Annotated in this window: 22 protein-coding genes and 2 other annotated features; of the genes, 7 read left to right on the forward strand and 15 right to left on the reverse strand. The window is 47.0% G+C overall.

What is annotated here, in order from left to right; translation table 11 throughout:
- Window positions 1-221 precede the first annotated feature (221 nt).
- Window positions 222-2,180 carry an ABC-F family ATP-binding cassette domain-containing protein gene (locus MKY73_RS23050; protein ID WP_339303612.1) on the forward strand — a complete coding sequence of 653 codons (1,959 nt, stop codon included), beginning with the start codon at window positions 222-224 and terminating at the stop codon, window positions 2,178-2,180.
- 567 nt (window positions 2,181-2,747) lie between these two features.
- Here the strand turns inward: MKY73_RS23050 and MKY73_RS23055 are convergent.
- The 7 genes from MKY73_RS23055 to MKY73_RS23085 form a co-directional block, all read right to left on the reverse strand.
- Window positions 2,748-4,304 carry a 2-isopropylmalate synthase gene (locus MKY73_RS23055; RefSeq protein WP_339303613.1) on the reverse strand — a complete coding sequence of 519 codons (1,557 nt, stop codon included), beginning with the start codon at window positions 4,302-4,304 and terminating at the stop codon, window positions 2,748-2,750.
- A 354-nt stretch (window positions 4,305-4,658) separates the two neighbouring features.
- Window positions 4,659-5,007, reverse strand: a binding site (T-box leader).
- Window positions 5,008-5,074: 67 nt separating this feature from the next.
- Window positions 5,075-5,432 (reverse strand) — a binding site (T-box leader).
- An 89-nt stretch (window positions 5,433-5,521) separates the two neighbouring features.
- Window positions 5,522-6,577 carry a tRNA (adenosine(37)-N6)-threonylcarbamoyltransferase complex transferase subunit TsaD gene (gene tsaD / locus MKY73_RS23060; protein WP_339303614.1) on the reverse strand — a complete coding sequence of 352 codons (1,056 nt, stop codon included), beginning with the start codon at window positions 6,575-6,577 and terminating at the stop codon, window positions 5,522-5,524.
- Window positions 6,574-7,095 (reverse strand): ribosomal protein S18-alanine N-acetyltransferase, encoded by a 522-nt coding sequence (gene rimI, locus MKY73_RS23065; RefSeq protein WP_339303615.1) that lies wholly within the window; start codon window positions 7,093-7,095, stop codon window positions 6,574-6,576. The genes tsaD and rimI overlap by 4 nt, the downstream gene beginning before the upstream one ends.
- A gap of 198 nt (window positions 7,096-7,293) precedes the next feature.
- Window positions 7,294-8,148: a tRNA (adenosine(37)-N6)-threonylcarbamoyltransferase complex dimerization subunit type 1 TsaB gene (gene tsaB, locus MKY73_RS23070; RefSeq protein WP_339303616.1), complete on the reverse strand. Its 855-nt coding sequence runs from the start codon at window positions 8,146-8,148 to the stop codon at window positions 7,294-7,296.
- A complete protein-coding gene (gene tsaE, locus MKY73_RS23075; protein WP_339303617.1) occupies window positions 8,145-8,627 on the reverse strand; it encodes a tRNA (adenosine(37)-N6)-threonylcarbamoyltransferase complex ATPase subunit type 1 TsaE in 483 nt (160 codons plus the stop codon). Before tsaE ends, tsaB begins: the two co-directional genes overlap by 4 nt.
- A gap of 190 nt (window positions 8,628-8,817) precedes the next feature.
- Window positions 8,818-8,994 (reverse strand): H-type small acid-soluble spore protein, encoded by a 177-nt coding sequence (locus MKY73_RS23080; protein WP_026081228.1) that lies wholly within the window; start codon window positions 8,992-8,994, stop codon window positions 8,818-8,820.
- 4 nt (window positions 8,995-8,998) lie between these two features.
- Window positions 8,999-9,295 (reverse strand): hypothetical protein, encoded by a 297-nt coding sequence (locus tag MKY73_RS23085; protein ID WP_338592010.1) that lies wholly within the window; start codon window positions 9,293-9,295, stop codon window positions 8,999-9,001.
- A 257-nt stretch (window positions 9,296-9,552) separates the two neighbouring features.
- Between MKY73_RS23085 and MKY73_RS23090 the strand changes: the two genes are divergently transcribed.
- From MKY73_RS23090 to ligD, 5 genes are all read left to right on the forward strand, one after another.
- Complete coding sequence (locus tag MKY73_RS23090) at window positions 9,553-10,464, forward strand: Ku protein (protein ID WP_339303618.1); 912 nt, start codon at window positions 9,553-9,555, stop codon at window positions 10,462-10,464.
- Window positions 10,465-10,787: 323 nt separating this feature from the next.
- Window positions 10,788-11,657: a VOC family protein gene (locus tag MKY73_RS23095; protein ID WP_339303619.1), complete on the forward strand. Its 870-nt coding sequence runs from the start codon at window positions 10,788-10,790 to the stop codon at window positions 11,655-11,657.
- 182 nt (window positions 11,658-11,839) lie between these two features.
- Window positions 11,840-12,937 carry an endospore germination permease gene (locus tag MKY73_RS23100; RefSeq protein ID WP_339303620.1) on the forward strand — a complete coding sequence of 366 codons (1,098 nt, stop codon included), beginning with the start codon at window positions 11,840-11,842 and terminating at the stop codon, window positions 12,935-12,937.
- Window positions 12,938-12,991: 54 nt separating this feature from the next.
- Window positions 12,992-13,942, forward strand: coding sequence for a DNA ligase (locus tag MKY73_RS23105; RefSeq protein ID WP_339303621.1), 951 nt, complete (start codon window positions 12,992-12,994; stop codon window positions 13,940-13,942).
- A gap of 39 nt (window positions 13,943-13,981) precedes the next feature.
- The gene (ligD, locus tag MKY73_RS23110) at window positions 13,982-14,872 is read left to right on the forward strand and encodes a non-homologous end-joining DNA ligase (RefSeq protein WP_339303622.1); all 891 of its coding nucleotides are present in this window, start codon (window positions 13,982-13,984) and stop codon (window positions 14,870-14,872) included.
- A gap of 51 nt (window positions 14,873-14,923) precedes the next feature.
- Here ligD and MKY73_RS23115 read toward each other — a convergent pair whose 3' ends face one another.
- Together MKY73_RS23115 and cls are read right to left on the reverse strand one after the other, a co-directional pair.
- Window positions 14,924-15,835 (reverse strand): YitT family protein, encoded by a 912-nt coding sequence (locus MKY73_RS23115; RefSeq protein WP_339303623.1) that lies wholly within the window; start codon window positions 15,833-15,835, stop codon window positions 14,924-14,926.
- A 348-nt stretch (window positions 15,836-16,183) separates the two neighbouring features.
- Window positions 16,184-17,623 carry a cardiolipin synthase gene (cls, locus tag MKY73_RS23120; RefSeq protein WP_339303624.1) on the reverse strand — a complete coding sequence of 480 codons (1,440 nt, stop codon included), beginning with the start codon at window positions 17,621-17,623 and terminating at the stop codon, window positions 16,184-16,186.
- A 375-nt stretch (window positions 17,624-17,998) separates the two neighbouring features.
- On the opposite strand from cls, the gene MKY73_RS23125 reads away from it, so the two are divergent.
- Window positions 17,999-19,357: a hemolysin family protein gene (locus MKY73_RS23125; protein WP_339240298.1), complete on the forward strand. Its 1,359-nt coding sequence runs from the start codon at window positions 17,999-18,001 to the stop codon at window positions 19,355-19,357.
- Window positions 19,358-19,454: 97 nt separating this feature from the next.
- On the opposite strand, the gene MKY73_RS23130 is transcribed toward MKY73_RS23125, so the two are convergent.
- The 6 genes from MKY73_RS23130 to MKY73_RS23155 all read right to left on the reverse strand — a co-directional run bounded on the left by MKY73_RS23130 (window position 19,455) and on the right by MKY73_RS23155 (window position 25,808).
- On the reverse strand, window positions 19,455-21,038 hold the full coding sequence (locus MKY73_RS23130; RefSeq protein WP_339303625.1) for an alpha/beta fold hydrolase: 1,584 nt from the start codon (window positions 21,036-21,038) through the stop codon (window positions 19,455-19,457).
- 51 nt (window positions 21,039-21,089) lie between these two features.
- On the reverse strand, window positions 21,090-22,190 hold the full coding sequence (locus MKY73_RS23135; RefSeq protein WP_339303626.1) for a DUF5808 domain-containing protein: 1,101 nt from the start codon (window positions 22,188-22,190) through the stop codon (window positions 21,090-21,092).
- 23 nt (window positions 22,191-22,213) lie between these two features.
- A complete protein-coding gene (locus MKY73_RS23140) occupies window positions 22,214-22,609 on the reverse strand; it encodes a GntR family transcriptional regulator (RefSeq protein ID WP_339303627.1) in 396 nt (131 codons plus the stop codon).
- A gap of 161 nt (window positions 22,610-22,770) precedes the next feature.
- Entirely contained in the window at window positions 22,771-23,838 is a 1,068-nt protein-coding gene (locus MKY73_RS23145; RefSeq protein WP_339303628.1) for an AI-2E family transporter, read from the reverse strand.
- A 289-nt stretch (window positions 23,839-24,127) separates the two neighbouring features.
- Window positions 24,128-24,907, reverse strand: coding sequence for a DUF2705 family protein (locus MKY73_RS23150; RefSeq protein ID WP_339240291.1), 780 nt, complete (start codon window positions 24,905-24,907; stop codon window positions 24,128-24,130).
- On the reverse strand, window positions 24,900-25,808 hold the full coding sequence (locus MKY73_RS23155; RefSeq protein WP_339303629.1) for an ABC transporter ATP-binding protein: 909 nt from the start codon (window positions 25,806-25,808) through the stop codon (window positions 24,900-24,902). The genes MKY73_RS23150 and MKY73_RS23155 overlap by 8 nt, the downstream gene beginning before the upstream one ends.
- Window positions 25,809-25,824 lie beyond the last annotated feature (16 nt).

A 25,824-nucleotide genomic window follows, 5' to 3' on the forward strand; every position in this document is an offset into this window, starting at 1 on the left:
ATTATATGTTATGACCAGTTGTCATCTTGTTGAAAAGGTTAAAATGATTCATTTTCTGCAAAATCCTCATGTAATAACATGCCTTCTTTCAGTTTATCATTGATTGATCAAAAAGACTACATGCCCCATGCGTTCCCAATCGGTGCAATTGCTCTGTATTTCATGTAAACTGGGATATAGTTGTCATATCAAGAACTGGACCTATGGAGGAACTTAATTTTATGCTGCTGCAAGTATCCGGAATTATCAAACGTTTTGGTGTCGATCCAATCCTGGACGGCGTGAACTTACAAATATTAGAACGCGAGCGTATCGGCCTTGTCGGTGTAAACGGTGCAGGAAAATCCACTTTGCTCAAAATTGTAGCTGGTGAAATGTCTTATGACGGGGGACAGATTTTCAAATCCAAAGAAACGACGCTTGGTTATCTGGCCCAGAACAGCGGGCTGCAATCCGATCGCACCATCTGGGAAGAAATGATGAACGTGTTCGCTCACCTGACACAGGCTGAAGCCGATTTGCGTCAGATGGAGCGCGATATTGCCGACCCTGCCCAGATGGAAGACGAGAAAAAGTACGCGGACCTGCTGGAACGTTATGCGAAACGCTCCGACTGGTTCAAGGACCATGGCGGTTATGAGATGGAAACCCGCATTCGCAGCGTATTGCACGGGATGGGATTCGGGGAATTTTCGCCGGATACCCCCATTGCTACGCTGAGCGGCGGGCAGAAGACACGCCTTGCACTTGCTCGCATTTTGCTTCAGGCACCCGATCTGCTCATGCTGGACGAGCCTACCAACTATCTCGATATCGCCACCCTCACCTGGTTGGAAGATTATCTGAGAGGTTATTCAGGCGCATTGCTCGTTGTATCCCATGACCGGTACTTCCTCGATCGGCTCGTAACGACCATCGTAGAGATCGAACGGCATCGCTCCAAAAAATATACGGGCAATTATAGCCGTTATATGGAACTCAAGGCTGCCGAATATGAGACGCAGATGAAGCAATATGAGAAACAACAGGGTGAAATCTCCAAGATGGAAGATTTTGTCCAGAAAAATATTGTACGTGCTTCAACAACCAAACGGGCGCAAAGCCGCCGCAAAGCCCTCGACAAAATGGAGCGACTGGATAAGCCGATGGGAGATTTGAAAAAAGCACATTTTTCCTTCGAAACCGCCGTGATGTCCGGCAAGGAAGTGCTTCGTGTGGATCAGCTGTCTGTCGCTTATGACGAATCTTCTCCATTGTTCCGCAATGTATCCTTCGATCTGCGGCGCGGGGAAACCGTTGCACTGATTGGTCCAAACGGTATTGGTAAATCCACCATGTTGAAGTGTCTTACGGGAAGTTTACGTCCGGTAACCGGTGAGATCCAATGGGGAACAAAAGTTCAGATTGGCTATTATGATCAGGAACAGACAGGGCTCAATCCGTCCAACACGGTTCTGGAAGAACTGTGGAGTGCCTATCCCGGGATGGAAGAAGCTCGTATTCGTACCGTACTGGGGAACTTTTTGTTCAGCGGTGACGATGTGCTCAAAAAAATCTCCTCCCTCAGCGGCGGTGAGAAAGCACGTGTCTCTCTATCCAAGCTGATGCTAAAGGAAGCCAATATGCTCATTCTGGATGAGCCTACGAACCATCTCGACCTATTTGCCAAAGAGGTGCTGGAAGCGGCGTTAATGGATTATGAAGGTACCCTGCTGTTCATTTCCCATGACCGCTACTTCCTCAACAAAATGGCCGAGCGCATTGTCGAGCTTCATCCAGGTGGAACAGAACACTATCTCGGAAATTATGATGATTATGTGGAGAAGAAACAGGAGCTTGAGGACATCGCACGCGAAGCTGCTGAGGCACGTCAGGCTTCATCTAAGAACTCTTCCAAATCCGATCCGAGTACAGCAACAACCGAAAAATCTGGAGCGGCTTCGTTCGAAGCGGAAAAACAAGCAAAGCGTGAAGAACGTAACCGGCAACGCAAGCAGGAAGCTCTGGAACAACAGATCGCGGAACTGGAAACGAAAATTACAGAGCTTGAGGAGCAGATGGCTCTGCCTGAAATCTACCAGGATTATATGAAGCTGCAAGAACTCCAGCAACAATCGGAGGAGCGCAAGGCAGAGCTCACCAAGGCGTATGAGGAGTGGGAAGAACTAGCTATGGAATAGCCCAAATTGAGAAACATGGCTTGAACAAGTCCTTACAAATATAGTTGTACCTCGGCTGATTCCTTACTGGGATCAGCTTTTTGTTTAAGTTGGGGTGACTTGTTTTGGATTTTGTCAAATTCACTCGAATGAGGAGAAATATTTTTATACGCCCATCTTTCATACTTATCCACAGCAAAGCAAGATAGCAAGCACATTAATAACCTTAATTATACAGCGGTAGAATAGCCTTTCACACACAAAAACCATATTTATCCACCAAGTTATCCACGTTATCCACAACTTTGTGGATAGTAAGGAGTCGTTCTATCCCCTAAACCCTTTTCGTTTCGAAAACTGCACTGGTTTGACTTTATCCCAGTTACCCACAATTTTCACTGGATATGTGGATAACTATAGTCACACCTTGACAAATAGACTTTCCCTCTCTTCATACTTCCTCCATAAAAAGACAAAAGCAGACCTCTGTCGTTCAAGGCCTGTCCCTTGTTCATTTAATACAATGTAGATCACATCGAATCGCGATGGGTACTATGGCTGCTATACATACGATCTGACCCAGATGATCTACGCATGTGCTTGTTCGTGATGTTCGGAAGGCTCCGCCTTCAGCCCAGCAGCATTGCAAGCCGCCACATAAGCCAAACCGGCAGCCATGACGATATCATTATGTGTTGCCGTTCCCCGGAACTCACGTCCTGCACGCTCCACGGTAATTACAGCCTCCGCACTTGCACCCTCTCCACCACTCAAGGCATGCATCTCCATATCAACAAAAGCAATGTCATCCGAAATACTCTGACCAATCGCACGAATGGTTGCATCCACGGGTCCCCCGCCGACGGCAGAATAGGATTGCTCTCCCGCACTTGTGCGAATACGAACGGCAGCCATTCGATCGGTCATGCTGCCCGCCGTCACCTGCAATTCAACCAGCTCATAATCCTGTGCAGGAATATTCATGGTCTGGCTAACCATCTGCAGCAACTGGTCGTCACTGACCACTTTTTGCTGGTCTGCGGTTTCTTTGAACACCTCATACAATTGCTCCATTTGTTGCTCATCCGGCTCAAAACCGTATTTGCGAACCCGATCCTTCAGGGCGTGACGACCAGAGTGTTTGCCCAGAATAATCATGCTGCGAGGGATACCCAGCGCTTCCGGGTCCATAATCTCATAAGTGCTCCGATTCTTCAGCAGACCATCCTGATGGATGCCGGATTCATGCTGGAATGCATTACGTCCCACCACCGGTTTGTTGTATGCAATCGGGAAGTGCATGGCACGGCTAATCTGACGAGAAGTCTCATACAGCTGGTTCAGCTTAATGTTGGTCGTTGCACCAATTGCATCTCCCCGGGTCTCCAGAGCCATAATCAGCTCTTCCAGTGCACAGTTCCCCGTCCGTTCTCCGATACCATTGATCGTCACTTCAATCTGGGAAGCCCCATTGGCAATTGCGGCCAAACTATTCGCTACGGCCAGGCCCAGATCATTGTGACAGTGTGCACTATAGCGAACCTGATCGCCGCCTCTTGCACCCTCACGTACCCAGCGGAACATCTCGCCATACTCATGTGGCAGAGCATAACCAACCGTATCCGGCAGGTTGATAATACTCGCTCCAGCTTCAATAGCGACTTCAACCATTTCAATCAGATCGTCCATCTTGGTACGAGCCGCATCCATAGCAGTGAACTCTACGATGTCCGTGAACTGACGCGCATAAGATACCATCTCACGAGCGGTAGCCACCACTTCACTGCGCGGACGGCGCAGCTGGTGCTCTATATGAATATCCGAGGAAGAGATAAACAGGTGAATTCGGCGCCGTGCTGCATCCGCTGTTGCTTGAACGGCTGCATCAATATCGCCTTTGACCGCACGCGCGAATCCACAGATCTCCACGTTCTGCAACTGTCTCGAAATCGCCTGAACCGCCGCGAACTCACCTGGACTGGAGATCGGGAATCCAGGCTCAATGACGTCAATCCCCAGAGATGCCAGTTGGTGTGCCAGTTCGATCTTTTGCTCGGGTTGCAGACTCGCTCCCGGTGCCTGTTCTCCATCGCGCAGCGTTGTATCAAAAATCTCAATCATGCGTTTGTTATTAATCGTTGTCATATTCATCAACCTCCATCAAATTTTATATTCATTTTTGTTACGATCCACGAGCCATAGAACACCCGCTGATCGCCATCAATGTTGTTATATATTTTGTTTGTGAATGCGTATGTCGTTAGTAGCTTAGTCCTTGGTAATCATTAGAGCCTATTGTATATTTAGTGCCTATACTTGATATTTCATGTTCATTTACTCGATGTTACATATTCATTGCTCGTTTGTTAAATAGCCTACTTGCTTGTGACAGGTTGTACGTCGACTTACCCCCTGTCTTTCTCCCTTTTCAATCTCCATATGGTTTATCCCACGCCCACCCTGCTGCCGGCAGCAAACACAAATAACCCGCCATCTCATATAAGAGACGGCGGGTTATTCTCCCCTCCGCGGTACCACTCTTGCTTGATGGGCCAGACTTACTCCGGACTCCATCCACCTCGTCGTCTCCGAAATCCGTTGGATGTGTGTGCACGTACGACATCACTGGAAATCACTGGAATTCGAAGAAACACCCTATAACGGGGGTTAACCGTTGCTGTGTAACACATGTCGTTGACCATTAGGACAACGGGGCGATTGATATCGTCCCCATGCTTCCACAACTCCGTTCCCGGGCGAGATTCGAATGACTCAAGCCACTGCGTCGCACCACCCCGCAGCTCTCTGAGCGCTTTGTCATTCTACTGCTCCCGTTCATCACATTTAACCTATGACCTAACTTCATTCATCCTTATTTTAAAAATCAAAAAAAGCCTGCCACCTCATGCAATAATGCAAGAGACGACAGGCTGTTCACCTTCGCGGTACCACTCTTGTTGACTTCCTTCCTGTTCATTCAAGAGAACCCCTAGATGCTTTCGCACCTCCGGATCACTTGAAGCAGCCTGAAAGCCCCCTCAGTTATTGTCGGCAATCCTTGTAATAACGGTCCTTCCGACAACGGCCCATTCACGGAGGCAACCCGTAACCATGTACTTTGAGCCATAATCGGCCTTCGGATTCTCCCGGGGAGTCACCGTGTTCCATCGTTCCGCTTCCAGGTGAGTTTCAGGTTTCCTTCGACTGCGTTGCACCAACCCGCAGCTCTCTAAACCGGGAATCGACCTTACTATTCCTGTTCATCGCGTTTATCCATTCAGGAAAATAACTTCCTGTTTAAATTTGTAACTAATATACATTCTTCACATGCAGGCTGTCAACTCTTATCTTCAACTGCCTGTTTATAGGGACTGAACGGACCATGCCTCCAGGGAAAGCCCCGGGTCAGCTTTGGCATCAAATTCAGAGATTTCTCCCCGCTGCCATTTCAGATATGCAGCCGCTCCGATCATGGCCGCGTTATCCGTACAATATTCCATTGGCGGGATTAACAGCTCAAGCCCTTCCTTCGTGCAACGCTCCTGTAGTGCTGAACGCAATCCCCGGTTGGCGGCAACACCACCGCACAACAGCAATTGTTTTGAACCATACTCACGAACGGCTCTTACAGCTTTCTCCACCAGGACTTCTACGACAGCTTCCTGGAAACCACGTGCAACGGCAGATGGTTCCAAGGTTTCTCCGCGCATTTTAGCCTGATTGAGCGCATTCAGTACAGCAGACTTTAGACCACTGAGACTGAAATCATATGAACCTGCTTCAAGCCATACCCGTGGTAGTGGTACCACATCCTCCGCTTCAGACGCCATCCTGTCCACATGTGGACCTCCCGGATAAGGACAGCCCAATGCACGTGCTACTTTGTCATAGGCTTCGCCGACGGCATCATCTCGCGTACGACCAATCAACTTGAACTTGCCTTCGGATTCCATATGCACAAGCTCTGTATGTCCACCCGATACGACCAGTGCCATCGCCGGGTATTGAAGTTCATGGGTAAGTCGGTTGGCATAGATATGCCCAGCAATATGATGTGTGCCAATGAGCGGTTTGCCGAGTGCCATCGCCAGCGTTTTGGCCGCAACGATTCCGACCAGCAATGCCCCAACGAGTCCCGGACCTTGCGTCACGGCAATCGCACTCAGATCACGCGGACGAATGCCGGACTGTTCAATCGCCTGTTCCAGCATCAACGTAATGACTTCCACGTGTTTACGTGAAGCCACTTCAGGGACCACACCACCGAATGCCTTATGCGTCTCGATCTGACTTGAGATCAGATTGGACAGCACTTCCCGTCCGTCCTTGACTACAGCTACCGATGTTTCATCACAGCTTGTCTCCACCGCCAAAATGTAGGATGGTGCAGAATTTATTTTTTCATTGAGTTCGTTCATGAATCCAGTACGCTTCCTTCCTCTTCGCCGCTCCGGCCTGCAGACGGCAAGTTCGCCCACATAATCATCGCATCTTCCCCATTATCGGAGTAATACCCTTTACGAAGACCCGCCGATTCAAACCCTTTTTTCTGATATAAACGCTGAGCTATGCTGTTCGACACTCTGACCTCCAGCGTCATTCGTTCCATCCCGAGATAAGCCGCTGTACTCATTAATTCATCCAGTAACTTTTCGCCAAGCTTGCGTCCACGATACGCGCCTCTGACTGCAATATTGGTAATATGGGCTTCATCCATAATCGTCCACATTCCGGCATAACCAATGGCTTTGCCTTCCAATTCCATCACCATATATTTAGCAAAATGATTGTGTGTCAATTCATTTTGAAATGCTTCTTCTGTCCAAGGCAGGGTAAAGGCCTCATGTTCAATCTCCATCACATCGGGAATATCCGCGAGTGTCATGAACCTGAACTGAAGCGATGCTTCCTGCTTATTATTCGCCACGTTGTCCATCTGCTTTCCCCCCTTTAGTGCGTGTTCAAAAAGACCGGTTTTCAGTACCGAGAAGATGGGATGAAGCTAGAAATGGAGTAGCGGAGCGTAGGGAAAACTACGTGAGCAACGGACATTTCGGCTGAATTCCATAATCGATGCTGATGATGCCACCAGGCATCCTTCGTAATCAAAAGCGGACTTTTTGAACAACCTCTTTCAGCCTTTGCGCAGAAGATTGGCTTCCGCTTCAGACAGCTGGGTGTAGTTCGGCACCAGCGCATGCACGTCATCACGCTGACCTGCAAGCAGCGCGGCGGCGCCTAGGCGCCCAACCCAGCGGCCTTCCAGCTCATAAGGTACGAGCTGGAGCGCCGTTCCTGCGGGGCAGCGAAGCTCCGCCGCTGCCGCAGCATGAGAGCCCGTCTCGCCGACGATCCAGACGGCTGCGGGCCGCTCTTCCGGCGCCGCCTCCGCCATGCGGGCGGCGAGGGCTTCCAGCCATCCGTCCATCTTGCGGATGGCATCAGGCGCCAGACGCCGGGGCGCATCGCTCCCGGCGGAGGCAAACAGCGCGGTGCACGCTTGACCGCGCCTTGCATCCACAAGCGGAACGATCCAGTGGACTGGGGCAGCACCTGTGCTGCCCTGGTCCGCGGATGGCGTTCCGCCAGCCCCTGCTGCGGCATCGTCTGCCGCAGCTTCCCTCTTGGCGGCAAGGCCGCTGTGCCAGCCGCCCCAGGCGAGGGCCTGAAGGCTGGATACCCCGGCTACGGGGATATCCCACGCCCAGGCCAGTGTCTTCGCCGCGGTCACCGCAATGCGGATGCCCGTGTACGAGCCTGGCCCAACGCCAACGGCAATGCCGTCCAGTTGACCAGGCTGTGTGCTGCTGGCGGCCAGCAGCTGTTCCATCACCGGTACAACGTGTACCGAATGGTTGCGCTCAGCCCGTTCATTGCGTTCTTCCAGAAGCGCATGACCTTCCATCATCGCAGCAGCCATTACTGCGGTGGATGTATCCAACGCCAAAAACCGCTGACGCGGCTCTTTTTGTAAATCTTCCATCATCATTTGACCCCATTCTGTCTGAACTGTCGGCACAAGGCTGCATAAGTCTCGCCGTACCCATCCAGTGTAATCGTTCGATCCTCCAGGCCCGTTGTTTCAATCTGCACATGCAAGTGCTCTTGCGGCAGCAATTCGGGAATAATACTCGACCACTCCACCAGACTGACTCCGGCTCCATAGAAATATTCATCAAGTCCAAGCTCATCCGCTTCTTCCAGCGATATGCGATATACATCCATGTGATATAAAGGCAGACGCCCCTCGTACTCCTTGATTAGCGTGAATGTGGGACTGCTCACCACATCACGTACACCCAAATGCCAGGCAAATTTCTGCGAAAATGCCGTTTTACCCGCACCCAGATCACCATCCAAAGCAATCACCATGCCGGCGTTTGCCTGTCTGGCGAGTGCGGAAGCAAGTGCTTCTGTATCTGCAATGCCATGGGATTGATACACCCACTGCTCGTGCGTCTGATTCAATATTCGCCCCACCTTTGGCGGTCCAGCCGCCTGAGTTCACTTTGAACCTTATTATATCGGTCCCTTTCTTCCCCCGCAACAACTCCTAGCCAAAACCAAAAACCGGCACCTCTCGGTACCGGCCGTGCCAAGCATATATTTCAGTTTTTATTCATTCACCGAATCCTCAATAACGATATACTACCTGGATCTATTCCTCCAAACGATCCACACGAACCGTCTGGGTATTTCCCGGCCTGCTGCCAACCTGAACGGTCGCCATGCCATTCGCTTCATCCACATTCTCGATCCAGACTGGATCTCCCTCCAGCGTAACGGCAATGGTATCCTTGGAATCATAGATCGCTTTGGCGCGCTTTGCATCCATCATCTTATTCATACTCCCCTTCCGGATCATCATGTGATTCTCGAACCATGCTATCTGTTGTACTTTCACCAATATAACCGTTATCTTCCGTAACCTGCCCCCCACCTAACCCTTCATTCACCATCCGGTCAATGTCAAGCATGAAGGATTCCCGATCAAGGGGCAATTCTTCAGAAGTGACCGCTTCCCAATTCACATCTGTTGCTGGTGTATAAAATTCTTCAGCGCTTTCGGCTTCCCCAAGAGGATACGGAGAAAATGCATGCTTGTGTGCTTCTTCCTCATCACGTCTGTTCTTCAATATTGCACCTCCCGGCATATGTTCTGCGAGAATAACTATCTATCCCATGCCCATCTTCCTCTCGGAATTCAAGCATGTTTCTGTTATCATCCCCGAGTCTCGCCGAACCATACGAATTCGTTCGTCCATAAGACGATTATCCCCTGCGCCAGATGCCCATACTATTGAATATACATCCGTGTTCAAAAAGTCCGGTTTTCAGTACCAAGAGGATTTTTGAACAACCTCTAAAAAGAATTTTCGAAAGGAGCCGATCTATGCATACCGTCTGGAAAGGCGCAATCAGTTTTGGCCTTGTGCATGTACCTGTCAAAATGTTCTCGGCTACCGAAGACAAAGACATCTCCATGCGTTATATCCATAAAGTCTGCGGCAGCCCGCTCGCTTATGTTCGTCAATGTCCTTCCTGTGAAGTGGACGTCAAGTGGGAAGAGATCACCAAAGGCTATGAATATGAAAAGGGAAAGTTCGTACTCTTCGAGAAAGATGAATTGGAAGCATTGAATGATTCCACCGGCAAAACCATCACCATACTGGATTTTGTTGATTTGACTGAGATTGACCCGATTTATTTTCAGAAAACGTATTACCTTTCGCCCGATCAGGCTGGAGGGAATGCCTACCAGCTGTTGATGAACGCGATGCGGGATACCGGCAAAATTGGCATTGCCAAAATCTCCATCCGCTCCAAGAGCAGCCTGGCTGCCATACGCGTGCTGGAAGATTGCCTCTCCATGGAGACCATTTTCTATCCGGACGAGATTCGTCCTGTCTCCCAGGTGCCCAACTTGCCGGAAGTGCAAAACGTGAATGAGAAGGAACTTACGATGGCCAAGCTATTGATTGATCAATTGTCCACACCTTTTGAGCCGAGCAAATACACCGATGACTACCGCAGCAAATTGCTGGATCTCATTCAGCACAAAGTGGCAGGCGAAGAAATCAAGATTGCTCCAGCCAAACCTGAAGCCAATGTAATGGACTTGATGGCTGCCCTGCAGGCAAGTATCGAGGCCGTGAAACCTATTCCGGCTGACCCTGGGACAACAACGGCCAAGCCGAAGAAACGTGCACCGAGAAAAACGCCTGCTCAAGCGGTTGCCGGAGGAGAATCCGATACACCTGCACCAGCCAAAAGAAAAAAGGCGACACCCAAACCAAAAGTTTGAATGTCGCTATGGCTAAGACAAGACCAATTCCGTTATATACCCATGTCATGATGTTTACTCCCGATCCGGCTTCACAGTCGGATTTTTTTTATTTTACAGAACTTTGGGAACAGTTTTGTCAATAAAACTCCAGCTATAATTGCAAAATACGATTGACGAAAGTTGATTTATATTTTATATTAACTTATGAAAAGTAACTTATTTATGAATATACAGTCACCTTGCACTTCTGCTTCAACCTCATGCAATTCAATAATCCGTTTTCAACGCATATACACAATCAAACGAGAACCCATATCATCTATTATCAGGAGGAAACAATTATGAATACAACGTATCAGATCCCTGCTACAACCCATCTGGGAGAAGTGAGTCTCCGAATTATGAACCTGGACCGTTCGATTAAGTTCTATACCGATGTAGTTGGATTGAAATTACTGGAGCGGAGTGACAACGTGGCAACGTTGACAGCCGATGGAAAACATTCCCTGCTGCGATTGGAAGAGCTCACGGATGGCATTACCCTGCCGGAACGCTCACACGCTGGCTTGTATCATTTCGCCATTCTGCTGCCTGACCGCAAGTCCCTTGGTCTCGCTCTTCGTAATCTGGCTGCATCCGGTATCGATATCGGTCAAGGCGATCACTTGGTCAGTGAAGCCTTCTATATCTCCGATCCTGATCAGAACGGAATTGAGATCTATGCTGACCGCGCACGTGATACCTGGAAACGGGATAGCGACAATAACTACGTGATGGCAAGTGATCCGGTTGATGTGGAAAGCCTGTTTGCCATATCGGAGAATGAACCTTGGCAAGGTCTGCCTGCTGGCACAGTTATCGGTCACGTTCATTTGCACGTCCGCAGCCTGGAAGAAGCCCGCAACTTCTACACCGGCATACTCGGTTTTGATATCGTGGGTAACTTCGCCAACATGTCAGCACTATTTGTATCCGCAGGCGGCTATCATCATCATCTGGGACTCAATATCTGGGCAGGAGTACATGCACCTGTCAATCCAGATAACGCTACAGGAATTGATTACTTCACCATTGTGTACGCCACCAAGGAACAATTGGAACAGGCACTTGAACAATTACGTCAATCTGGTACAGTCGTTACACCAGTAGAGGACACTTGGTTTACGGTAGACCCACAGAATATTCGTATACGTCTGACAACTGCGAACTGATTCTATGTAGCCGTTATAATACAATATGATTGCTTAACCACATGTTAATAAGCCCGGGTAACTGATTTCTCTACATCACAGAGAGATCAGCTGCACGGGCTTTTTACATTGGCTTTTATAAAACTGGCACAATTGGTGCATTCTAACCAATACATAGACATGATCTGTTAAGGAGATACCTCATGATCGAAAAGGGACGTTTGACTGTTAGACAGCTCGCTTCACTTATGTTCCTGTGCACCATCGGGGAGCAAATTCTCGTCTTCCCTTCCATGATCACATCCTATGCTCATCAGGATGCCTGGTTATCAGCCTTGTTGGGAGTCGCAGGGGGCCTTGGAATACTCTTCATTATGCTTATTGCCTACAGAATGCATCCCCGGCTGAATCTGATTCAAAATGCCCTTCGAACATTGGGACCCTGGATCGGGACATTGTTTGGTTCTTTTTATATTTTTTATTTCCTAATCAGCACCTCAACGTTCATTAGGGAGATTGGCGATTTTATGTCTACCCAGATCTTGCCGGAATCCCCATTACTGATTCTGCATTTGGTTTTCATGTGTGCGCTTGTCTGGGGGCTTCTGTCCGGTCTGGAGAGCTTGGGCAGAAGTGCTGAGGTCTTTCTTCCTCTGATCGTGTTATTTCTGCTTATTCTGACGGGGTGTCTAATCCCCCATATACAATTAGCTAACATCCAACCTGTACTAGCGCAGGGGTATCTCGATCCACTTAAAGGTTTTTTCGCTGTACTCACATATCCCTACTGTGAACTATGTATCTTCATGATGCTCTTCCCCTACACAAAAAATGAGCCGCATCTGGAAAAAGACATTCTGTTAGCAGGGATGATTGGGGGATTGTTACTCACAATGACGCTAAGTATGTGTCTGCTCGTCATGGGACCATCGATGACCCAGCATCATTGGTTCGCCTCATTCAACCTTTCACAGAAGATCAATATCGGTAATTTTTTGCAACGCATTGAAGCCTTCATGGCATCGGTCTGGATTATCGCTGTTTTCTTCAAAGCCGCTCTGTTCTTCTACAGTTTTGTACTGGGTCTCGCCAACTTGTGTCGCCTGTCCAGCCACCGTTCTCTGATCCTGCCGGGTTCCATGCTTATTCTCTCCATGTCTATTCTAATCGCTCCGAACGAGACCTTTTATCTCAAGGTCATCATTCCCTATTGGATTGATTGGGATCTGACCTGTGGTATTGCACTTCCGTTACTGCTCATTCTGGTGCATCATATGAAGTCCCGCTTCCAAAAAATATAACAAAATTCTGAATGAACCTGCGCCGGCTCATTAGGGCGAGGAAGGAGTTCCCCCATGTTCAAACCGCTGATTCCGTTCGAACCCATCTCCAGGGATACCTTGCCCACAGGACCTCAATGGATTGCACAGGTCAAGTGGGATGGAGTCCGTATGCTTGCTTATGAGGACGGGCATGAGCTTCGCCTGGTGAATCGCAGGTTACATGATCGAACCGCACAGTATCCCGAGTTGGTCACACCACGTAATTTATGTTCAGGAGCATCCTATATCTTGGATGGAGAAGTAATTGCACTAGACCCGGACACCGGCAAACCTTCGTTTTATCACGTTCTGCGGCGGGATCGCATGAGCAGATCGGAAGGCATCGCCCAAGCCATACATCAGATTCCGGTCACGTATATGGTATTTGATATCCTGTTCTATGAGGGACAATGGGTGACGGATCAACCTTTGGCAGATCGACAGCGCCTGTTGCACGAGGTTCTTAACAGCGCTCCCCATGTTCAGGAGGTCGCCAATACACTTGATGCCGCATCCCTGCTTACGGTCATGAGACAGCATCAGATGGAAGGCATCGTCTGCAAGGATCTCACTAGCACTTATGGCATACAGGGTAAGGACCAGCGCTGGCAGAAGGTCAAAATCATGCATGATGTATATGCCATGATCGGGGGAGTCACGTACCGAAGCGGTATTGTGAACGCCATCGCGGTTGGCGTATATGATGGGCCTAACTTTGTCTATATTGGTCATGTTGGGACTGGCAAGCTGAACTCCAATACTTGGCGTGAACTCACCCATCAGGTTGAGCCTCTGATTAGGCAGGACCGACCGTTCCTTAATGTACCCGAACGCAGTGCGGAAACCACCTGGGTAGAACCACGAATAGGTGTCAAAGTGCAATATATGGAACTGACGCATCATCGCACACTACGCCATCCCAGTATTCAGACCTTCGCAGAGGTAACCCGTGAGGATTGCCTGGCGAATCAGCTTCTTCAATGAATGAGTCCGTATGTAGATTACGTATAGGAGGTGTTCGGTGTGGCCCCTAAGATCCAAGGAACCATCATAATAGAAGGCACAGAGCTGACCGTAACGAACCCGGACAAGCTGTTATGGCCGGAAGCAGGTGTCACCAAAGCGATCTATCTGCAAAAGCTGGCAGCTTTAGCTCCATATCTGCTCACATATACAAGCAATCGACTATTAACCACCATAAGATACCCCCACGGAGCGGGAGGGACATTTTTCTACCAAAAGAATGCCCCCGAACCCGTCCCGGATTATGTTCGGACTGAAGTGCACGATGGCATCCGTTATGTGGTAATGAATGGACTGCCTGAATTATTGTGGCTCGGCAACCTGGCTGCACTTGAATTCCATCCTTCTCTTCATGCTGTCGGAAGCCTGCTGCCCTGTGAATGGATGATTGATCTGGACCCCTCTCAGGAACATGAGCCACGGATCATGCAGGCTGCACTCATCGTTGGAGAAACCTTGACTTCCCTTGGTCTGAGGTCCATTCCTAAAACTTCAGGAGCCACTGGCGTTCAGATTATTGTTCCTATTGTGCAAGGTGTAACCTTTGATGAGTTGCGGGATATTGGTTATTTTGTTGGCAAATATATCACTCAAAAACACCCCGATCTGTTCACACTGGAACGACTGAAAAAAGACCGTGGAGACCGCATTTATTTTGACTACCTCCAACATTATGGCGGCAAGACCCTTGCGGCACCTTATACACCTCGTGCCAAATCAGGAGCCACCGTATCTACGCCACTTACCTGGGATGAGGTTCGAAACAACGTCTCCATCCAGGATTACCATCTGATGAACATTGTGGAGCGTCTGAAGGATACCGGTGATTTGATTGCATCCGTCGAGCCACAGCCCGTTGAACTGATTCTCAAGCACTTGAAAAAAAAATAGCCGACCCCTTACAAGGGAGTCGGCTATTATCATATATGCATGGGTAAATCGCTAATGGATGCCTTTTTTCTTGAAACGTCCGCCCTTCACGTCATGAATGTTACCGATCGCCACAAAGGCTTGCGGGTCCCAATCTTCAACGATGGACTTAAGTTTGGCTTCTTCCAATCGGGTAATGACAACAAAGATGATCTTTTTCTCGTCCCCGCTGAATCCGCCCTCGCCATCCAGGAAAGTCACACCCCGACCTAGACGGTCTGTCAGGGCTGAACCGATATCACGATACTTCTCACTGATGATCCATACCGATTTGGACTGATCGAGTCCTTCATTGACAATATCAATCATCTTCATCGCGATATAATATGCAATCATGGAGTACAGGGCATTTGGCCAACCAAACAGGAATCCTGCTCCTGCAAAAATAAATACGTTAATGAACAATACGATCTGTCCTACAGATAATGGTGACTTCTCACTAAGCAGGATGGCCACAATCTCCGTACCATCGAGTGAACCGCCAGAACGAATAACAAGTCCAACACCCACACCCAGAATCAACCCCCCAAACACGGCTCCAAGCAATGGTTCCCCAGGTGTCAAAGCAGGCACGTGGTGCAATAACGCAGTACCTATGGACATCACCACAATCCCGAGCAGGGTTGATAACGCAAATGTTTTACCAATCTGCTTGTATCCCAGAATCAGGAATGGCAGGTTGAGCAAAGTCAGGAATACACCGAGTGGCAGATGTGTAAGTTCTGATACCATAATTGAAATCCCCGTAATCCCACCATCAATTACGCCATTGGGCACAAGGAATATTTCAAGTGATACAGCCATTAGTGCAGCACCAATCAGAATCATCACAATACGTTGCAGCAGCTTTAATGTAAACACCGAGCTTTTGACCCCACGGTCAGCTGGCTTCGCTGTTAGTTCTTTCACCGTTACATTGGACATGGTATCCCCCCCGTTAAATCAGTGTGTGAATCCATTTTATAAATCATTTAAATACTCAGGATGAATCTACTTCTAGAAAACAGCAAACTGCGTTCTACATGTACCCTGGCTGTACAAGCATAAGCATCTAAAGGCGATATAAAATGGATTCAAAATGGTCTTTATCCCGGTTTGCACTTTCAAAAGAGAGCAAAAGGGAGCCTGTTTCCCGCAGACTCCCCTCCTTCGCCAAGACATAATTTATATATCTATTATATCATAAAAGATCAAATTTGCGCAAAATACTTAGCAAAAAGAAGATAAATTCACAAAAAGTGAACTTATCTTCAGAAATCTGCCCTAAATCGGCTAAAGAAGCGGAGAAAGCATCCGAGAAAGCATTTCTGCGCCTTTTTGCCATCGTGAACGCTTCTGAAATACCTTCCCATCGATCTGACTGCATTCCCCAAGATCCCGTTCAAAGTCAGTGATCAAACGTTGAATCGATGAGGACTCGAAAAGGACAGCCGTCAACTCGAAATTGCAGAAAAAGCTGCGCATATCCATATTGGCTGTTCCAACTGTAGCGAGCAACTCATCTACAATCATCACTTTGGCATGTACAAATCCTTTGCGATATTGGAAGAACTGCACACCTGCTCGCAACAGTTCTTCCACATATGAAAGTGACGCCAGATGCACAAGCCTTGAATCGGATTGATACGGAATGATAATTCTTACATCGACGCCACTGACAGCCGCTGTTTTGAGTGCCTCATACAGTGCAGGATCAGGTATAAAATAAGGTGTGGTAATGTAAATCCGGTCACAGGCTACCGAAATGGCCCCAAAACACATCTCCTGAATGGCATCCCAGTCCTGATCCGGTCCACTAGCCAGGATCTGAATTCGCTCTTCCCCGCTACAGATATGGGGAGGAAACAAGCTTGAAAGCTGGGGTTCGGTAATGCGCTCACCAGCAGCCAATTTCCAGTCGTTAAGAAACGTACTTTGCAGAAAGTATACGGCGTCTCCCTCAATCTGCACATGTGTATCCCGCCAGAAACCCACCTCTGGATATTGTCCAAGATAATCATCACCTACGTTAATGCCGCCCACAAAACCAACCTGTCCATCCACAACAACAATTTTGCGGTGATTGCGGTAGTTTACTCTGCGGTCAATCGTAGCGATCAGCGGTGGGAGAAAATAATGGAATTCCACACCTGCCTCCTGAAGTTTGCGGATAAAGCTCCCTTTCATCTTGTGGCTGCCGAGACCGTCGCAGATGAACCGAACCTTCACACCCTCTTGCGCTTTACGAATCATGACATCCTGAAACATAGTGCTGATGACATCATCACGGAAAATGTAAAATTCCACATGCAGATGGTGCTTTGCTTTTTTCATTTCTCTCAGCATTGCCGCAAATGCCTCTTCCCCATTGGTGAGTACCGTACTGTGGTTGCAACCCGTGATCGGGCTCTCGGACAGATGGGATAACAGGTTAAACAATCGATGCTGATGGCTAAAACGATCGCCCGGCATCTGTTCGACATCTCCAATGATGTGGGCTTGTTCCCAGATCTTTTCCTTCATTTCACGGAAGATGCGAGATCCACCCTTGCGGAGTTTTTTTCGTTTGTTATAATCCTGCGCCACGAAATAATAAACTACAAAACCGATCAAAGGCACGCAGAACAAAATAAACAGCCAAGCCACAGCTTTAGCCGGATTCCGAAATTCCAGCAAAAGAATCGTGGCTGCCTGAAAAATAAATACGACTAATATAATGACCAGCCAGAACATTCGGCTTCCTCCTTAGGTGGCAAGCTTCATGACCTTGCCGTTCTCTCACTTACACAGCTTTGACGATTATGCATACAGCTAATCATAGATACCCAATGTAGCCCCTATTCGTAACGTTTGCTTAGATAAAACTTTACATAAGCAGACCGCATACTTGATTCTGGTAATCGGAATATCTCATCACAGGTTGTATATTATGACTGTGTTACCTTCTACATATCAGATTAATCATGATACAGAACCGCATTGCAGCGCCAATTTGCTCATCGTCCCTTCCAGACTCTTCCTCTTTTCTTCATGAGAAGGTGGTCTTCTTACGTAAAATTAGATATAATACTCGTTAAAAACTTATTACTTAAAGGAGAACAGTAGTGAATGGACAGTGAGAGGTATGCGTTAAATTTAATATTGGTTGCGTTTTTGATAGGACTTTCGGCGTTTTTTGTTGCAGTGGAGTTCGCTCTGGTACGGGTTCGTCCAAGCCGGATCGACCAAATGATTGCAGAAGGAAACAAGCGTGCGCTGGCTGTGAAACAAGCCGTTGCCAATCTGGATGGATATTTGTCCGCCTGCCAGCTCGGCATCACGATTACCTCTCTGGGACTGGGCTGGCTCGGTGAACCGACGGTAGAGAAGATTCTCCACCCTGTGTTCGAAAGCTTGCAAATTCCTGAGGCCGTTTCTTCATTCTTATCATTTGTTATTGCGTTTGCTTCCATCACGTATCTGCATGTTGTGGTTGGTGAACTTGCTCCAAAAACGATTGCAATCCGCAAAGCAGAGACTGTAGCCCTGCTGACGTCTACACCTATCATCTGGTTTAACCGAATTATGTATCCTTTTATCTGGCTGTTAAACGGCTCAGCGAACCAACTGGTGAAACTGTTCGGAATCAAACCTGCTTCCGAGCACGAAGATGCTCACTCTGAAGAAGAGTTGCAGATCATTATTAATGAAAGCTTCGAAAACGGTAAAATAAACCAAGCCGAGTTCGGTTATGTAAGCCGGATTTTTGCTTTTGATGAGATGTTAGCCAAAGAAATCATGGTACCCCGGACCGATATGGTCTGCCTTTATGTAAATAGAACGAATGAGGAAAACCTGGAGATTATTCGTGAAGAACAGTATACCCGTTTTCCAGTAGTTAATGAGAGCAAAGACGATATTATCGGTATCATTAATACGAAGCAATTCTTCCTGGAACTATACGGAAATGATGAGCCTGTCGATCTGTCTTCCCTGATTCAGCCTGTATCCGCTGTTCACGAAACAACTCCTGTAAAGGACTTGCTCAAGAAAATGCAGAAGGATGGCGTGCACATCGCCGTGCTGGTGGATGAATATGGAGGAACATCCGGAATTGTAACCATCGAGGATGTGCTTGAACAGATTGTCGGTGAGATCCGCGATGAGTTCGACGCAGACGAAGTGGAAGATATTCAGGTCATCAATGAGAACTATGTCATTATGGATGGCAAGGTTTCCTTATCGAAGGTGAACGACATGTTTATGTCTAGCCTGGATGCAGATGAGTGGGACACCATTGGTGGATGGCTCTACAGTCATCGTCCCGAGATGAACGAACAGGAAGAATATGAGTTCGAGAATCTTACTTTTGTTTTGCTGGAAAAAGACAAGAATCGGTTCTACAAAGTGGCTATTGTCCCCAAGGAACCATTGACGATGTCTGATTACACCGATGAAGACGACAAAGAGTCCAATCGGGTTAAATAAAGCACATTCATAAACAAAAAAGAGGAGCACCTGCCTGCATTGGCAAGTGCTCCTCTTTTTTGTTTATTTTAGGCTCAATGTGTTACTCTTCTCCATGTCATTTTAATACCCAATTCGCTATATCATCGATAATGGCTTTGGAGACATTAGACGGCTCAGCGTACTCTTGACCAATCGAAAGTCCATCATAGCTGGATAAAAGATGATTTACCTTTGGATAGCTACTGTACGTTACATTGGAATGACCTTGAAGAGCCGATTTCCAGGTTTGGAACTGATTCATAGACACTTGCACATCGTTTTCGCCTTGTATAACAAGCATAGGAGTATTTTGTGTTTTAGCCAATTCCGCAGGCACATAATCTCTCTGCTCAAACCACCAATAAGCAGGTTGAAGTGGAAATGCCTCAGGAAGATGATCTATAGAGTATTGAGGATCTTTGACGATCGCAGCAGCATTTTTATAAAAAGCAGCCTGTTCTTTGATGATCTTCGTGTCTAAACCTAGCCGCTCCATCCGGTCTACCAATTCGTCCTGCTGCTCGATAAGCACATCCGCAAAGCTGCTACTTGGCGCAGCAAGCAGAATGCTCCCTGCAAGATCATGCTGCTTATCGTCAGCAATGATCAACGGTACTGCAAACCCGCCTTGACTATGTCCAGCCACAAAAATGGCTGTAGGATCAATATTTGAATTCTTTTTAAGCAAATCTACTGCATCGGCTACCTGATCTACACTTTCTTGTTTTAACGTGAATTTAGGCTGTGAAGCGACCTTATAGGTATGCTCATACGTGACCTTATCGTATCTTAATACGGCAACGCCTTGTGAAGCTAAACCTACCGCAAGATCACGGAATGGCTTCGCCCCACCAATGGCAGCGTCTCGATTGCTAGGCCCAGAACCGTGTACCAGAATGACAACCGGGAAAGGCCCCTCTCCTTTGGGCAATGTTAATGTTCCTGGTAAAGCTAAATCGCCCTGACCCACCGTTATGTCTTGTTCTATGTACGCAGATGGGTCGTCGTAGCTTGGTTTTTGATACACATCTGGAGTAGCGGCGGCAATATGCAAGTCATCCACAAGTCCATTATCATTCATTCTGACCGTAATATTAATACGAGTAAGCTCTGTCTTGAACGTGTAGGTGACATTGCGATGCACGGTGTTATTTTCTACGTGTTTAGCTATGGCTTTATTTGTGATTTTACCATTTTGTCCTTCTAATGCTGTCCATAACTGACTCAACAACGCAGGAGACAACCCTCCACTCACAGAGCTATGAACATACTTCGCAGCTTCCTTGCCATTGCCCTCACTTATAAGTGAAATGAACCGATCCTCAGTTGATGTCTTCAGAGTCTCGTTAAGAAATCCTTCATCCATGAAGGTAACCCCTTTCGTTAACCGAACAGGATTGCTTATGGGTACGACTTGCCCATTCACTATCGCCTGTTTCTCCCCTACCTTAGCTACAATAATAAGTTCATTTTTGCGTATCGTGATCTGTCCTGTTTTTTGTTGCCAAGATACCTCTGCACCATTCTGTTCTGCAATCTCACGAATAGGAACCAGATTTTCATTCCCAGCGTGTTCTTCAGCAGCTGCTGAGATCGATGTCACGGGCAGGATGAGACATACGAAACTAAGAGACAGGAGTAGCTTTTTCCAATTGGTCATCGTCATATTTCCTCCAAATCATTTTTATAATATGCATAGCTCTATGAGCTTTTATTGGCTCAGAACTCTGCTTATAACAACAATAGCAATGATAAATAACAACAGAACCCAAGATAGTGGATGAGCGAAGTTAATCGTCCAGCCTATTCCATATCGTTTCTCTACGGTAAAAGAAGGATCATTGGCATTGAAGTAAATAAAACCAAGCTTCCAATAATCATCATCATTCACAGGCTGTTCCTTGGATCGTTCGCGATCTCCCTGATGATTACGAATTTTCCCGCCGCCTTGTCTGCCTGTGAGAGACAGCCATACAGCGCCTAACACGATCAACACAGGGATGATGAAGCTCATACTTGTTAACAAGGCCAGGTTAGGAACGAACATATTTATCTGAATGAAGGTAAATAAGATGGTAAGAAGCAAGCCTGTTATGATCGTAAATAGGGACCATTTACGGCGGAATTGAATATTTTCAGCAGCAAATTGGGCAGAGTTAGACGCGGTAAGCTGTTGTTTGCTTGTTTTGATACTCCAGTTCACCAATATCATAAGTGCAATGATGCCTAGCTGCACAAGATTAATAGCCAGTACCGAGAGGTAGGTTTTAGGCGCACTGGAAATGACATTGCCCTGAAGATCATATTTCATTGGAATGACGTTAGGGAGTACCTTGTAATTCAGGATTGAAATGATCGCAATGGCTACGATAATAGCAATGTGAATGAGAAACCAATAGTTGGAATAGGTGAGTTTATTTTGACGGAAGGTGGTATCGATTTTAACCCGTTGAGGTGCATCTACAGTTGCAAGTGTTCCTTTTATCTTTTTCATCTTGAAATGAAATAAGATGTGTAGTGCTACCCAGTATACAATGAACAGCACTGTGCAAACACCGGTGATCATTGCGGTAGACTCTTCATTGGCAGATCGGAGTAAATACAGACAGGCAAGAATAACCATCCCGTTTCCGATCAGACTTACTATAGCAAACGTTCTCCGTAGCTTACGTAAGACGGGTGTGTAGTAATTATATTGACTTACCGTAACCCCAAAGCTGATGGTTTCCCTTGTCACATAAGGTGCAAAAGATAGAAGTACGGCTAATGGAGCAAAGATTAAAATGATAGGTAATATACTAAATAGTTGCATACATAACACACTCCCTCGATTCTTTATTCTTTGTTGTAACCCATCTTCACATCATCATACATTTGGGCTAACACCGCAGATAGTTCCTCTTTGGTCATTCCGCGACAGATCGCTTCGGCAATAATCGGTCTTAATTCTCTTTGTTGCTTTTTCAAAAAATCATCCGTTAGCTCAGGCATTCCATCAGGGTTCACCACAACTCCCTTTTGTCTATGAACTAGAATGTATCCATCTTGCTTGAGTAGTGTATAAGCCTTGTTGACCGTATGAAGATTAACACCAATATCTGCGGCCAAATTCCGAACCGATGGTAACGCCTCACCTAGCTGTAACTCGCCACTAGCAATGCCTTCAATAATTTGATAGACAAGTTGCGAATAGATGGGAAGTTCGGATTGCATATCCAGTTGAATAATCAAGGGTTCACCTTCTTTTTGTTATCTGTTATATATCAAGTATAACAGCTATAACATAAGTGAGCAATAAAAATGAAAATAAAAAATAAAGCCGCATATCCATCGTGAGGGCCAACTTACCTGACCCATCACCATTGATATGCGGCTTATCCTAGTGAGCTTATCTATGTCTTATCTTCGACAATCCGATAATGGATTTTGCGAACGATAATTTTCAGAATCATATACAACGGAATAACGATAATCATGCCCAGGATATTCCCCAGATCGGCACCCACGAGCAATAGAATAACGGTAGTGAGAGGATGAATATCAAGCTGTTTGCCATAAACGTAAGGTGAGATCAGGTTATCCTGAATTTGCTGTGCGATCACAATAATCACCAGTGACCAGATCGCCATCGAAGGGGATTCAATAAACGCGACAATGACAACCGGAATAGCTGCCAGCAATGCACCCACATAAGGGATGAAGTTCAGAATAATGGATACAACCGTCAGCAGCAATGCATAAGGCAAACCTAAGAAAAGAAAACCGATGTACATCAGAATCCCCAGAGCAACATTAACAATGACCCGGCCAACAATATAGCTGCTTAGTGCTTCATCGATCTCATGGACGGTTTCTTCCCCATCCTTCCGATAATGCCTTGGCAACAATAAGGTCAGATTCGTTCCAAACTTGCTACCTTCCTTAAGCATGTAATACAGCATAATCGGGAACGTCGCCAGAATAATAACCAGATTCGATACCACGGAGAATAACCCGGAGACATAATCGGTTACCGAAGTGATCCCTTGGCTCAGAACATCGGATATTCGTGAGAATAGATTGGAATCATCAGGCAGGTATCTGGAAACAAAATTACTCTTCTCAAGTGCATTCAACTGATCACTGAGCGAAGTAACCAATACTGGAGCATTCTCCACAAAATTCAGCAGTTGCTCTCTCAATGAAGGCCATACCAGTACACTAAAACCTGCTATCATCAGTGCAGTCACGACATAAATAATCAGAACTGACAATGCACGCTTAATCTTATGCCTTTCCATATAATCAACGAGCGGTCGCAGCAGATAATAGAAGAAACCCGCAATCAGCAGCGGAATGATAATAATGTGAATTAGTGAGGTCAGGGGGCTGAAAATAAAGTTTACTTTATCCCCCAGGTACACAATGAGCAGCAACAGAATAATTGCTGTACATATGCGGTAGAACTTGTTGTTAATCAAGGAACGTGATCCCTCCATGCGCTGCTCGGCCAAAGTGACTGCGGCGTTCATATGTATATCTAGTCATGAGAGCTTTTTTCATAAATCCCCTGAGCGTCTTCCAATCAGCAAGATAGAGATCGAAATGATCCTATTCGTCTATATCTTGTACCCGTGAGCGATGAAATTCGAATTATGAAAAACGCTACTGGTACTAATTACCCTTAAATGACAGTCATGCCACAGGCGATGCTGATTATACACTGTTTTCTTACCAAGACAGCATTGGAGCAAAAAAAAGAAGCAGGCGTTAGCCTGCCACGTCTCTTTTGCTGAATACAACCCAGGAAATCACCATGAAAATAACATAATACACTGCCAGGACTGCAATGGAGAAACCAAGTGTCATTCCTGCACTCGGACCACCCATAAGCGCAAAATCCGCTCCCGAGCTCATGTATTTGCTAAGGTCCATGTTGTTGAATAGAACATACTTGGCCCACTCATAACGGGCCGGATTAAATATGAGTGAGAAGATACTTTGTGAGAACATAATGAACAGGGATAAGCCAATTGCAAGTGCGCCTGAACGGAATACGGACGACACCATGAAGGCAATCGCAAGTGTAATGAACAGATCAACGTACAAATATCCCCATAACGTTAGTGCATTGCCACTCCCCGAAGGAGCATCATGCGAAAACAGCAGATAGGACATCCCTGTTGCCATGACAATAACAACCAGAGTACTCAAAATGCTGAAGATGATCACAGTGAGGTACTTGGAAGCCAGAATTTTGCTTCGTGACCATGGACGAATAAGCAGCAGTTTGATTGTTCCCCAAGTAAATTCGCCCGCGACCGCTTCCGCTGCAATCACAACACAGAAGATCGTATTCAGAAAGAATACAATCTGAACTGTGGTTACAGCCGCTTCCCAGAATGGAACACCAGCGGAACCCATTCCTTCTCGCAATAACACGGGCATTAACAGTGAGATCAGCACCAGAATGGATAACATGATCCAGGTACGTGGACGACGGAATATTTTCATATTTTCATTCAATATCAGATTACCAAAACTACCCAATGCCTCCACCCCCAGTGACTTGCAAGAATTGTTCTTCCAGGGTATGAGTCACGTTACGAATACCGTATACCTGAAACCCTTCGCTAACCAGCTTGGCATTGATATCTGGAATCTGCTCACGAGACACCCGTGCCACAAGCACATTGCCCTGTGCAGTTGCACCCTGAATCAGGCTCGCAGCGCGTTCTGCATCATTCACTTCAAAAGCAACTTCAATTAATGCATCCGCACCCGTTTCAGCTCGAAGGTTTCTTACATCAATCAACTTGCCGTTCTGGATAATAGCCACCGTATCACACATCAGTTCCATCTCCGACAGCAAATGGCTGGAGACGAAGACCGTAATGCCTTCCTCTTGGGTGAGCTCACGCAAATAATCTCTCAGTTCCCGTATGCCCTGAGGGTCCAACCCATTAGTTGGCTCATCCAGTACGAGCAGCTTCGGTTTATGTAATATCGCTTGCGCGACACCCAGACGCTGGCGCATGCCCAGTGAGTAGGTTTTGACTTTATCGTGAATACGGGCGGTAAGCCCGACACGCTCAATCGTTTCCGCAATTCGTTCTTTGGTCACTCCAGGTGACATGCGGGCAAAGTGTACGAGATTCTGATACCCGGTCAGAAACTTGTACATCTCCGGATTTTCCACAATGGCTCCTACCTGCGCTACCGCCTGCTCGAACTCATTCTTCACACTGTGTCCCGAGATTAAAATGTCACCCTTACTGATGGACATCAGTCCAACCATCATTCGGATCGTCGTTGTTTTCCCCGCGCCATTAGGTCCTAAAAAACCAAAAACCTGCCCCGGAGAAATATCCAGAGTCAGGTCGCTGACCAATGATCGGGAGGATATGATTTTGCTGACGCCCTGAATCCGGACGACCGGCTCCTGCTGCATTCAATCCCCTCCTTCA

It is taken from the genome of Paenibacillus sp. FSL R5-0519, from assembly GCF_037974275.1.
Classification (GTDB): domain Bacteria; phylum Bacillota; class Bacilli; order Paenibacillales; family Paenibacillaceae; genus Paenibacillus.